The organism is Cupriavidus sp. F041, from assembly GCF_057814235.1.
Genome location: NZ_JBVASY010000001.1, coordinates 220,495 through 232,823 on the forward strand (window position 1 = coordinate 220,495; position 12,329 = coordinate 232,823).

Annotated in this window: 11 protein-coding genes; 1 reads left to right on the forward strand and 10 read right to left on the reverse strand. The window is 67.1% G+C overall.

Going from position 1 to position 12,329, the window contains the following annotated elements; genetic code table 11:
• Positions 1-225 precede the first annotated feature (225 nt).
• Positions 226-537: a high-potential iron-sulfur protein gene (locus tag ACZY0R_RS00995; protein ID WP_035864346.1), complete on the forward strand. Its 312-nt coding sequence runs from the start codon at positions 226-228 to the stop codon at positions 535-537.
• Between the two features lie 24 nt (positions 538-561).
• On the opposite strand, the gene ACZY0R_RS01000 is transcribed toward ACZY0R_RS00995, so the two are convergent.
• The 10 genes from ACZY0R_RS01000 to ACZY0R_RS01045 all read right to left on the reverse strand — a co-directional run bounded on the left by ACZY0R_RS01000 (position 562) and on the right by ACZY0R_RS01045 (position 12,328).
• Positions 562-966, reverse strand: coding sequence for a Na+/H+ antiporter subunit G (locus tag ACZY0R_RS01000; RefSeq protein ID WP_488859464.1), 405 nt, complete (start codon positions 964-966; stop codon positions 562-564).
• Between the two features lie 61 nt (positions 967-1,027).
• Positions 1,028-1,303, reverse strand: a complete 276-nt coding sequence (locus ACZY0R_RS01005) for a K+/H+ antiporter subunit F (protein ID WP_488856738.1) — start codon at positions 1,301-1,303, stop codon at positions 1,028-1,030.
• The gene (locus ACZY0R_RS01010) at positions 1,288-1,791 is read right to left on the reverse strand and encodes a Na+/H+ antiporter subunit E (protein WP_488856739.1); all 504 of its coding nucleotides are present in this window, start codon (positions 1,789-1,791) and stop codon (positions 1,288-1,290) included. Before ACZY0R_RS01010 ends, ACZY0R_RS01005 begins: the two co-directional genes overlap by 16 nt.
• 4 nt (positions 1,792-1,795) lie before the next feature.
• Positions 1,796-3,328 carry a monovalent cation/H+ antiporter subunit D gene (locus ACZY0R_RS01015; protein ID WP_488856740.1) on the reverse strand — a complete coding sequence of 511 codons (1,533 nt, stop codon included), beginning with the start codon at positions 3,326-3,328 and terminating at the stop codon, positions 1,796-1,798.
• A complete protein-coding gene (locus ACZY0R_RS01020) occupies positions 3,325-3,696 on the reverse strand; it encodes a Na+/H+ antiporter subunit C (RefSeq protein WP_488856741.1) in 372 nt (123 codons plus the stop codon). Before ACZY0R_RS01020 ends, ACZY0R_RS01015 begins: the two co-directional genes overlap by 4 nt.
• Complete coding sequence (locus tag ACZY0R_RS01025) at positions 3,696-6,491, reverse strand: monovalent cation/H+ antiporter subunit A (protein ID WP_488856742.1); 2,796 nt, start codon at positions 6,489-6,491, stop codon at positions 3,696-3,698. The genes ACZY0R_RS01020 and ACZY0R_RS01025 overlap by 1 nt, the downstream gene beginning before the upstream one ends.
• A 129-nt stretch (positions 6,492-6,620) precedes the next feature.
• Complete coding sequence (locus tag ACZY0R_RS01030; RefSeq protein WP_488856743.1) at positions 6,621-7,067, reverse strand: universal stress protein; 447 nt, start codon at positions 7,065-7,067, stop codon at positions 6,621-6,623.
• Between the two features lie 386 nt (positions 7,068-7,453).
• A complete protein-coding gene (locus tag ACZY0R_RS01035) occupies positions 7,454-9,316 on the reverse strand; it encodes an OPT/YSL family transporter (RefSeq protein ID WP_488856744.1) in 1,863 nt (620 codons plus the stop codon).
• Between the two features lie 346 nt (positions 9,317-9,662).
• The gene (locus ACZY0R_RS01040; RefSeq protein ID WP_488856745.1) at positions 9,663-11,006 is read right to left on the reverse strand and encodes an MFS transporter; all 1,344 of its coding nucleotides are present in this window, start codon (positions 11,004-11,006) and stop codon (positions 9,663-9,665) included.
• A gap of 113 nt (positions 11,007-11,119) precedes the next feature.
• The gene (locus ACZY0R_RS01045; RefSeq protein ID WP_488856746.1) at positions 11,120-12,328 is read right to left on the reverse strand and encodes a 3-hydroxybenzoate 6-monooxygenase; all 1,209 of its coding nucleotides are present in this window, start codon (positions 12,326-12,328) and stop codon (positions 11,120-11,122) included.
• Position 12,329 lies beyond the last annotated feature (1 nt).

A 12,329-nucleotide genomic window follows, 5' to 3' on the forward strand; every position in this document is an offset into this window, starting at 1 on the left:
CCGATTCACCCTGGCTTGTCCATTCTGCGGAGAATCCAGTGGCGGCGAAGCGCACATGCCGCGCCAGGCGACGGCCGCTGTGCCACAATCCACACCAGCCGGACGCCGGAACTCCCCCATAGAATATCGGCCGTCACACCAGTCAACCAGGCGCCGCGCGCGGTCCGCTAGCGGTGATGTCGTCGAGTCCGGCAGTCTTCAATCCCCACAGAAAAAGGAAGCCGCATGTCGACCCGCCGTCAATTCCTGAAGACACTGCCGGTAGCCGTGGCCGCAAGCCTCGCGGCCGTTGCGGCGCCGTCCGGCGCCGGCGCGGCCACGCTCGATGAGAAGGATCCGCAGGCCGTCAAGCTAGACTACAAGGCGGATACCCGCAAGGTGGACCAGGCGAAATTCCCCAGGCATGCGGCCAGCCAGACCTGCGCCAACTGCCAGCTGTTCCAGGAAGGCGCCAGTCCGTCGACGGGCAGCTGCGTGCTGTTCGGCGACAAGCAGGTGGCCGCCGCCGGCTGGTGCAGCGCGTGGGAGCAGGGCTGAAAACCGAACGCCATGCCGGCGCCATCAACTCTCGGGAACCTTCCCCGCCGATGATGGATCCGCGCCCTGCCCGCGCGGCTCGCCGCGCTCCCGGTCCTCCGCCTCCCATATGCGCCCCCGTGTGCGCGGGTCGACGGGCAGGCGCTGCTGCATCGCCGCCTTGGCCAGCATATGGGCGCTGATTGGCGCGGTCAGGAACAGGAAGGCGGTGATCAGCAGTTCATGCAGGCTCAGGCCGTTGCCCTGGTTGCTGAAAAACACTACCGAAGCCACCACGACGCCACCGACACCCAGCGTGGTGGATTTGGTCGGCCCGTGCAGGCGCATGAAGAAGTCCGGCAGCCGGAACAGCCCGATGGCGCCGACGAGGGCAAACACGCTGCCGATCAGCAGCAGCGCGCAGGTAGCGAATTCCGCGATTGGGCTCATATTGTCCATTGGGCCTCCCATCATGGTTAGCGGACCGGTCCGATCCGTTCGAGCCGGCCGATCACTTGAGTTCGATGATGTCGCCGCGCTGCAGGTACTTGGTCAGGGCGACGGTGCCGATAAAGCCCATGACCGCGATCAGCAAGGCAACCTCGAAGAACAGTTCCGAGCGCAGCCAGATGCCGAACACCACGATCAGCGCGATGGCATTGATATTGAGCGTATCGAGCGCGACGATGCGGTCGGGCAGGCCCGGCCCGCGCACCAGGCGGATAAAGGCGAGCAGGAAGGCGACCCCGAGGATTGCCAGCGAGAGCGGTATTACGACGGCAAGCATTCAAATATCTCCCGTAGCGGCGCCTCATAGCGCGACTTGATCAGCGCGATCAGCTTGGTTTCATTGCCCAGATCGAGTACGTGGACCAGCAGCCGGCGGCGGTCATCGCTGAGTTCGGCGCATAAGGTGCCCGGGCTGAGCGACACGATGCTGATCAGCGCGGACAGCGCCAGCTCATGCTCGACATCGATCGGCACCTGGATAAAAGTCGGGCGCATCCGCGACACCGGCCCCAGCACCAGCAAGGCCACCTCCACATTGGCCACCACGATGTCGATCAGCACGTGCGCCGCCAGGCGCAGCATCAGATCGGGCCGGCTCACGCGCATCGGACGCAGCCAGAGTCCCTTGCCGATCAGGAGCGAGATCGCCCAGCCGAGAAATGCGCCCAGCGCCCAGTCGGCAGGCGACACCCCGTTTACCAGCAACAGCCATGTCGCCAGGAGCGCCAGGCTGAGCCACGGATGCGGAAACAAGCGTTTGACCATGGCCTTAGCTCCCCGCAGCCGGCAGCACCGCGCGCAGGTAGGCCGCGCGGTCGAACAATTGGGCGGCGGTGTCCGCCAGGTACTGGCTCAGCGGCTGCGCGAACAGGACCAGCGCGACGCTGCAGGCCAGCAGGAAGGCGCAACAACCCAGCTTCCAGCCATCCGGCGCGACCCGATGGTAAGCACCGTGGCGCTCGGGATCGTGTTCCTGGGGCAGGCGCCAGAGCAGGCGCGTGCCGGTGCGGCTCACTGCAATCAGCAGCGCCAGGCTGGATAGCAGGACGCCCGGCCACAACACGGCCGCGGCTGGCAACGGCGCGCTGCGCATCACTATGACCTTGCCGATAAAGCCCGACAGCGGCGGCAGGCCGATCGCCGCCAGCGCCGCAACCAGGAACAGCGCGCCGGCCAGCCGCGAGCCGTGGACAACCGGGACAGGCTGCCCCGCCGAGCCCGCCGGCGGCGCCGGCTCAAGCGCATCCGCAAGCAGGAACAGCGCCGCCGTGCACAGCGTGGTACTGAGCAGGTAATACAGCGCCCCCGCCCAGCTTTGTCCGGTCTGCATCGATACGCTGGCCGCCAGCAGCCCGACCGATGCCAGCACGAGGTAGCAGGTCAGCGTCTTCAGGTTGGGGGCGGCAAGCGCCCCGAGCGCGCCAAACCCCATGGTGGCGAGCGCCATCCACCAGACCCAGTCATGCAGGAACGCCGCCAGCATGCCGTCGGGCGCGCCGAAGATCAGCGCGGCGCAACGCAGGATGGCGTAGATGCCCACCTTCGTCATGATGGCGAACAGCGCGGCGGCCGAGCCCGTAGCGCTGGCGTAGGCCTTGGGCAGCCAGAAGAGCATGGGAAACAGCGCCGCCTTGAGCCCGAAGACAAGCATCAGCATGGCCCCCGCGGCCGTGGCCAGCGGCACGTCGGCAGGCGGCAGCCCGGCCAGCCGGAGGCCCATGTGCGCCATGTTCAGGGTGCCGCTCAGCCCGTACAGCACGCCGATGGCGATCAGGAAAAAGACCGAGCCCGCCAGGTTCAGCAAGACGTAATGCAGCCCGGCGCCGATCCGCGCGCGCCCGCCGCCATGCACAAGCAAGGCATAGGAGGCGATCAGCAAGATCTCGAAGAAGACAAAGAGGTTGAAGAGATCACCCGCCAGGAAGGCGCCATTGAGGCCCATCAGCTGGAACTGGAACAGGGCGTGGAAATGCCGCCCCATCCGCGCGTCTCCCCTGCCCGCGGCCACCACAGCAGCCGCGCCCAGCACGGCGGTCAGCATCAGCATCAGCGCGCCAAGCCGGTCGAGTTGGAGCACGATGCCGAACGGCGCCGGCCAGTTGCCGACGTGATAGACGGGGATGGCGCCGGTGGCTGCCTCCAGGACCATGCAGGCAGCCACCGGCAACAGCAGCAGCGCGGCGGCCGTACTCAGCATACGCTGGGCCCGGAGCCAGCGCAGCGGCATCGCCACCAGTAAACCGCCGGCAAACATTGGCAGCAGGATGGGCAGGAGGATCAAAAAAAGCAGGCTATGGTTCATGGGCCGTCCGCCTCGTTCCTGCCGGCGCTGCCGGCCTCCTCCTGGCCCGTTTCCTTGCCATCCACATGGTCACTGCCTGTGATGCCAAGCGAGCGCAGCGCCAGCACCACCGCGAATGCGGTCATGGCAAAGCCGATGACAATGGCCGTCAGCACCAGTGCCTGCGGCAGCGGGTCGGCATACCGCGCCCCGCTGGCGATGACCGGCGGGCGGCCTCTGGACAGGCGGCCCATGCCCAGCAGGAACAGGCTCACTGCGTACGAGATCAGCGCCAGTCCCAGCACCACCGGGAATGTGCGCGCGCGCAGCAGCAGGTAGATGCCGCAGGCCATCAGGATGCCGACCGTGCCGGCGTAGACGGCTTCCATCAGACACCCTCCCGTGCGTGGATGCGCTTGTCGCGCACGCCGAGGTGCGACACGATCAGCATGGTCGTGCCCACCACCGTGAAATAAACGCCGAGGTCGAACAGCATGGCGGTGGCCAGTTCGATTTCGCCCAGCACCGGCAAGTGGAAGTGCCCGAAGGCCGTCGTCAGGAACGGGAAGCCGAACGCCCAGCTACCCAGCCCGGTCAGCCCGGCCGCCAGGATGCCGCTGCCCGCCAGCGCGCGGTAATTCAGCGCGATGCGCGCCTCGGTCCACAACACGCCGCTGGCCACATACTGCAGCAGCAAGACCACCGCCGTAATCAGCGCGGCGATAAAGCCTCCGCCCGGCAGGTTGTGCCCGCGCAGCAGCATGAAGACCGCGACCAGCATGGTCAGCGGCAACATCAGCCGGGCCAGGATGGCCAGCAGCAACGGGTGGCTCTGGCTCGACCACGGCAGCCCGTTGGGCCCCGCCTGCGGCGCCGCCAGGCGCATGCCCTTGAGCAAGGCCTGCACCGCAAGGCCGGCGACCAGCAGCACGCAGATCTCGCCCAGCGTATCGAAGCCGCGGAAATCGACCAGGATCACATTGACCACATTGTGGCCACCGCCGCCTTCAACGCTGTTGGCCAGGAAAAAGGCGGAAATCGAATCATAGGGCCGGGTCATCACGGCATATGCCAGGATGGCTAGCAAGCCGCCGCTGCCCAGGGCAAGGCAGGCATCGCGGATACGCCGGGACACCGGCGCGGCGTCCGGCCGGTCGATGGGAAGAAAGAACAAGGCCAGCACCAGCAGCAGGATTGTGACGACTTCGACCGAAACCTGCGTCAGCGCCAGGTCGGGAGCCGAGAACCACGTAAACGCCAGCGCCACCAGCAGCCCGCACGCGCCCAGCAGGATCAGCGCGCTCACCCGTTGCCTGTGAGCGAGCACCACGCCGATCGCCGTCAGCCCCAGCAGCGCCATGCCTGTTACGGTCATGGCGTCGAGCGGGCCCGAAGGCACCGGGCCGGCCAGCGTGTCTAGATCCGCCAGGAAAGTGGCCGGAATCAGCAGCATGGCGGCCACCATCCACGCCAGATAGCCTTGCAGCGAGCCGTTCTCGAACGCCCCGGTCATGCGGCCGGCCAGCCGCGCCAGCCAGCCGATGGCCGCCTCGAAGGCATCGCGGGCGTTCAGGTGGACCATGCGTGCGTGATGGCGATGGAAGGCATGTCGCCGGAAGAAGAAAAACACCGAACCGCAGACCATCGAGATCAGGCTCATCAACAACGGCAGGTTGACGCCATGCCACAGGCTCAGGCTGTACTCCGGCAACGGCCCGCCCAGCGTGGCCAGGGCCGCGGCGGCCAGCAAGGGCCCCACCGTGTACGCGGGGAAGAGCCCGACCACGAGGCAGATGGCAACCAGCACTTCCACCGGGATCCTCATGGAACGGGGTGGCTCGTGCGGGGGGTAGTTCGGCAGCTCGACCGGCTTGCCGTCGAAGAACACGCCGTAGATAAAACGCAGCGAGTAGGCCACCGTCAGTGCCCCGGCGAAGGTTGCCGCCGCCGGGATGATCCAGTTGAATTCACCGAGCAGGCCTTGCGCCAGGGTCTCGCCAAAGAACATCTCCTTGCTCAGGAAGCCGTTGAACAGCGGCACGCCCGCCATCGATAACGAGGCCACGATGGCCAGCAGCGCGGTATGCGGCATGTAGCTGCGCAAGCCTCGCAGCCGTTGCAGGTCGCGCGTGCCGGTCTCATGGTCGATGATGCCCGCCGCCATGAAGAGCGACGCCTTGAACACGGCATGGTTGAGGATGTGGAACAGCGCAGCCACCGTGCTCAGTTGCGTGTCCAGGCCGAACAGCAGCGTGATCAGGCCGAGATGGCTGATGGTGGAATACGCCAGCAAGCCCTTCAGGTCGCGCTGCAACAAAGCCATGCCGGCGCCAACCACCAGCGTGGCCAGGCCGGTGAGGCTGACCGTGTAGAACCACCAGTTGGTGCCGTCCAGCACCGGATAAAGCCGGGCCAGCAGGAAGACGCCAGCCTTGACCATGGTGGCGGAATGCAGATACGCCGAGACCGGCGTGGGCGCCGCCATGGCGTGCGGCAGCCAGAAACTGAAGGGAAACTGCGCGGACTTGGTGAACGCCGCCAGCAGGATCAGCGACAGCATCAGCGGATAGAGCGGGTGCCGTTGCACCGTGCCTGCCTGCGCCAGCACATCGGACAATTCCATGCTGCCGCAAATGTGGCCGAGCAGCAGCACGCCGGCCAGCAAGGCCAGCCCGCCCCCGCCGGTCACCGTCAGGGCCATGCGCGCGCCCTTGCGCGCGTCCGAACGATAGGACCAGAAGCCGATCAGCAGGAACGACACAATGCTGGTCATCTCCCAGAACACTGCCAGCAGCAGCAGGTTGCCGGACAGGACGACACCGAGCATCGCCGCCATGAACAGCAGCAACAGTGAGAAAAAACGTACGGTGGATTCGCTGCGCGGCAGGTAATAGCGCGCATAGAGAATGACCAGCAGTCCGATGCCCAGCACCAGCAGCGCGAACACATACGCCAGTCCGTCCAGCCGCAGGCTCAGGCTCAGCCCGATATCCTCGATCCAGGGCTGCCGCCAGACGATGGCGCCGCCATCGGCCACCCGGCCCCGCGCGCTGAGCAGCAGGCCCAGGCCCGCGAGCGGCGTGGCCAACACGATGGGCGCGGCCAGGCCACGGGCCAGGCGCCGGGCCAGCGGCATCAGCACAGCCGCGAACAGCGGGAGCGCAATCAGCCAGACCATCAACATCGGCCAACTCCGGGAGCCGGGCCAGCGATGCCGCTGGACAAGCTGTTCGCGGCGAGCGCCACCATGGTCATCACTCCCTCCTGTGTGGCCGGCACCGGTGGGGTGCGGGCTGTTGAACGGGAAAGCGCTTCAGGTACCGGTCCTTGCCTCGTCCCGGTTGACGACAACCACCGGCACTTGCGATTTGCCGAGGATCGTCGTGGCGACGGAACCGAGAATGGCATTGGCCAGCGCACCGCGCCGCTTGGAGCCGACCACGATCGCGTCGGCATCCAGCTCGGCCGCCAGCCGCATGATCTCATGCGCGGGGTCGCCAGTGACCCAATGTCGATGCAATTCAGTGGCAACCGGGCCCAGCGCCGCGCTGACCGCGTCGAACGCGCGGGCCGCCGCGGCCTTGTTCTCCAGCGCAAGCTCCGCGCCCGGCATCACCTGGCGCCCCGCCGCGCCGAGCGCGGGCGAGACATGAACGACATGCACCACCAACGGCGGCGCGAACAAGGGCCGTGTCACCAGCCTTGCCGCTGCCGCCTCGCCGCTTGGCGACCCGTCTGCTGCAAGCACTACAACTGTCATCGCGCTATCACCTCTAATCCAATGCACGCGGCCACGCTCCGCGCATGCGAACCGATCGCCCGGCGCCAGCCGGCAATCATTGTGCGCTACAACCTCCCGCCCTCGCCCCCGCGCGGCCGGCAGGCACAAAGAATTCAGATCTGTCTCAAAAATATTCAAAACGGCGCGCTACCTGAGCGTGGCCACGGTTCGCGGCCTGTCCGCAAGGTGCTGCCGGGCGACGGTAGTCATGATCGCGCATGGGCACAATGCATCATCTTCCTTACGACGACGCCCGTGTCTTCCTGCCGTCCCGATCACATTGGCCGGCCCCGCTGGAACAACGGGACGGAACACACGCCCTGCAAATATAGAAACGAGGGTTGAATGCACAAGACAAAAGCGGGCTAGCCCATGGCCGTAAAAACCAGGCCCGCTATGCCGAGCCCCACCGCCGCCAGCGCATCGCCCGCGATCAGCCCGCCGCCCACCAGCGACGTCGTGCTCATGTCCTCGGGCAAGGGGTCAGGCGTGCCCTTCGACCCCGGCAGGCTATTGAGCACGCTGGCCACTACCCCGCCCAGCGCGAACCACGCGGAGGTGGGGAGGTTGACGAATCCGCCAAAGGAGGACGCATAGGGCGATGGCAACACCACGGTATCCAGCAGGAAGTCCGCAATGCGTCCAACCCTGCCGGCCTGGATGAAGCGCTGATAGCGCGCCCCGGATCTGACCAGCAAGCGCAGCAGCGCCGTGGCAAAGCCAAGGGCGATGCCGAGCGCCACCGCAGTGCGCTGGTGCGGCAGGTCGTCGGTCAGGCCACGCAAGGCGCCGACGATCTTGTACGTCATGGCCGATGCCCAGCGATGCGGCTGATCGCTGGCGGCAAGCACGGTCTGGTCCAGCGCTAGCTCGGGATAGGCACCCATGAACAGCCTGGCGAACAGCACCGCCAGCACCGCGCCGGCGACAATCCCCGCCACCTGGAAGCGAAACTGCAAGGTGCGATTGGTCCCGAGCCGCCAGCCGGTGGAGCGGTCCTGCTGCATATCGCACGCCTCGCTGGTCGATACCAGCAGCACCGTCGCCGCCATCAGCCCCACGTGCGGGTCGCGCAAGCCAAGCGCGGCCATCAGGATCACGGAAAGCACAAAGGCCGAGGAAATCGGGTTCTGGTCGACCATGCCGACCGAGATGCCATTCACCATCGCGAACACGAACACCAGCAGCACCGCCAGCACCAGATAGCCCGCGGGCTGGTGGAGCAGCCCCGAACCAACCACCACGATGGCGGCGCCCCAGAACAGCACCCACGCCGCCAGCCGCCACTGGCTGCCCCGCGATGGCCCTGCCGGCCCGGGCATGCCGCTGCCACGCAGGGGCCGGCGCTGCCGGTACGCCTTGAACAGGATCAGCGCGATATCGACCAGCGCCGCGCCCATGATCATCCCGAGCGCGATCAGGAAAGTGATCTTGCGAAACGGCTCGCCTGGCCCCAGCCAGTTGATCGAGATGAAGAACGGAATCAGCGCCCAGCTAGCCAGCCCGGCCACCAGCGCGGCAAGGCCGATGCGCGCGCCGACGATCATGCCGGCGCCGAAGGTGGACGCCGACAGGTCGATGGCGGCAAGCCGATCGATCCGGGCCGCGCCGATACCGCTGACAATGCCCAGCACCGTGCCGCCGGCCAGGCGGGATAACGACTGCCGGAGCAGCACCGGATCGGTCAGCGCGCGCAGGATATTGGCCACCGCCAGGCCGGACGGAAAGGTGAGTTGCAGGCGGTCGACCAGGACCGGCGTGTACAGCATGCCCACGCCCACCCCGAACATGCCGACGCAAAGCATGTACAGCATCAGTTGCCACAGCGGCGGCTCGGCCATGCCCATCCAGGTCATGGCCTGGATCACAACGGCCATGCCGCTCATGCCGGCCACCGACGAGGCGATGGTCTGGATATAGTTCGCCCCGTGGCGCCCTTCGGTGCCGTAGCCATAGGTCACCGTGGAGCCGAGAATCCCCGCCAGGACCTGCCCGCCCACGAAGAAGCCGAGCGAGAAGTTCATATAGGCCGCGGCGATCCCGCCGAGCGGGCCGAGCACAAAAACCCCGACGGCGCCGAGCAGCGCGTAGTACCGCCATCCGCCCTGCTCCGGCAGCCAGGCCCAGCGCCGGCCAGTGCCGTCGCCGCCGTAGGCTGGCGGCAAGGGTGCCGGCTCGGCATGAGCGCGCGATGCGGCGTCTTGCGGTGGCCTGCGGGCTGCCGTCATTGGCTCCCCCCATGCGCGCCTGGCGCATCAGTGGCTGCTTGGCTCGAAGGAAACGAAAAGTGCCGTCACGCAGAGGCGGTCTGCTGGAGAGACAACCGTGCCGGGGCTGGGGAGATGCTACCGCAAGCGGGGTAGCGCGAGGCGTGCGTTCGTGCGCAAGGGCACCTTATGCCGGCCGTACCAGGCTACACAAGGCGGCCCGCAAAAAAGACCGGACACGAGACGTGTCCGGGAACCCATTTGCTGACTCAGATCGTGTCACTAGTCCGATGAAATTAAATGATACTGATAAGCATTATCATTTAAAAGATCAAGAATGAGCCAGCTAGTCCGCCCGGTTCAACCCTCAGGCTGCCACCGCCATGCGCCGCGCCTGGCCCGCGCGATGGCGCCCGAACCGGAGCATGGTCGCGCCCGCGATCACGGCCGGGATCCCCACCAGGAGGAACAGGGCCGGCATCGTCAGGCCCAGCGACAGCATGGTGCCGCCACCGACCGATCCCACCACCGAGCCCATCCGGCCGACCCCATTGGCCCAGGCCACCCCGGTGGCGCGGCAATCGGTGGGATAGTAGGCCGCGGACAGCGCGTTGGCACCGACCTGCGAACCGGAAACGCAGAACCCGGCGGCGAACACCGCCAGGCCCGCCAGCCAGGGCACGGCGGTCAGGCTGCCGATGGCCGCCACAAAGATACCCGCCAGCGTATAGCTTGCCGCCAGCACGTAGTGCGGGTTGGCGCGATCCATCAGCCAGCCCAGCACGATGGCGCCGAGGGTGCCGCCCACCTGGAACATCGTGGTGACCAGCGCCGCGGTCTTGAGCGAAACGCCGGTCGTGCGCAGCAGCGTGGGCAGCCAGCTGGAAAGCAGATAGATCACCAGCAGGCTCATGAAGAAAGTGAGCCACAGCAGCAAGGTGCCCCGCACCAGCTCGGGCTTGAACAGGTGGGCGGCCGGCGAGCCGGGCATGCGCTTGTCCGTGACCACGATGCTGCCGGGCGTAATCGGCTCGCCCGGCGCGATCCGCTGCAGCGTAGCGGCAACCCGCTCCGGCTGCTTGCCGCTCATCACCAGGTACCGGACCGACTCGGGCAGTTTCCACAGCAGGAATGGCAACAGCAACAAGGGCAGCACGCCGCCCAACAGCAGCACCGAGCGCCAGCCGTGTTCCTCGATCAGGTTCGCCGAGGCCAGGCCGCCCAGCGCCGAGCCGATGGTGAAGCCGCAGAACATGGTCGTCACCAGGAAGGAGCGCCGCTTGGCCGGGCAATACTCCGAGGTCAGCGTGATCGCGTTGGGCATGGCGCCGCCAAGGCCGAGGCCGGTCAGGAAGCGCAGCGCCACCAGGCCCCACAGCGAGCCGGAGAAGGCGGAAGCCAGGCTGGCGATGCCGAAGAACAGCACGCAGTACACAAGGATGGTCTTGCGCCCGAAGCGGTCGGCCAGCGGGCCGAACAGGAAGGCGCCCGCCATCAGGCCGGTCAGCCCGGCGCCAAACAGCGGCGCGAGGTGCCCGGGCGTGAGCTGCCATTCGGCGCGGATCGCCGGCGCGATAAAGCCGATGGCGGCGGTATCGAAGCCGTCGATGGCGACGATCAGGAAGCACAGTACGACGATGCCGACCTGAAACGCCGACAAGGGCTGGCGGTCAATGAACTCGGTGATACCGATGGATGGTTGGGTGGGCACGGCTGTCTCCTTCATTGTCTTTCGAGGCGGCCGATTTGCTGTCGGCTCGCCCTTGGTGGCCTTCCCGGCCTTCTCTGGCCTTCTCTGGCTTTCTCCGGCTTTCGTAGCCGGCTCTACCGCGCCCCTCCCAGGCAATCCTCGGCACGCCAGCCGTGCAGCCATTGCAGCGCGTCGTAGAACTGCTCCTGCGTCCGTCCCACCCACAGCGAATTGCGAACCAGCCGCTCCACGCCCTTGGCGTGGTAGAGCCGGCCCATCTCGCGGGCGGAGTACAGGACCCGTGCCGTGCGCGAGATGCGCACCTTCTCGTACAGCGCGAAGGCCGTCTCGAAGTCGCCGTCGCTGGCCTCGATGGCCGCGCCCAGCGTGACGGCATCCTCCAGCGCCTGGCAGGCGCCCTGCGCGAGGTACTGCGTCATCGGGTGCGCGGCGTCGCCCAGGATGGTGGCGCGGCCAAAGCTCCAGCGCTCGACCGGGTCGCGGTCCGCGGTGGCCCAGCGTCGCCAGGAGGTCGGCCGGTCCAGCATCTGGTGCGGACGGGCATGGATGCCTTCGAAGTACGACAGCACTTCCTCCTTGCTGCCATCGCGCACACCCCACACTTCCTGCTCGCGGCTATGGAAGGTGACCACAAGGTTGTACTGCTCGCCCCCGCGTAGCGGGTAATGCACGAGATGGCAGTTGGGGCCGGCCCATACCACCGGCGCGTTGATCCGCAGGTCGGCAGGCATGTCGGCCACGTCGACCACGGCGCGGTACACCACGTGCCCGGTCACGCGCGGCTCGTCGCCCAGCAAGGCCTGGCGCACCGCCGATTTCACGCCGTCGCAGCCAATCACCGCGTCGGCCTGGTGGCGCTCGCCGTGCTGGTCGATCACGGTGACGCCGCGCTCGTCCTGCTCCAGCGCGCACACCGTGGTCGCGGTGCGGAACTGGATCAGCGGGTGATCCTGCACGGCTTCCAGTATCGACAGGTGGATGTCGGCGCGATGGATCACGGCATAGGGATTGCCGAAGCGCTCGCGGTAACGCGCGCCCACGTCCACCTTGGCCACTTCGGTGGCATCGATGGCGTCCATCATCATCAGGTAGTCGGTAAAGACCGAGCGCTTGCGCGCGGCTTCGCCCACGCCCAGCGCATCGAGCGCGGCAAAGGCGTTGGCGCCAAGCTGGATGCCGGCGCCGATCTCGCCGATTTTCTCCGCCTGCTCCAGCAATTCGACGCCGATGCCCTGCCGGGCCAGCGCCAGCGCGGCGGCCAGGCCGCCTATGCCGCCGCCCACGACGATCACCTTGCGGTCCATGCTGCGAATGGTATTCATG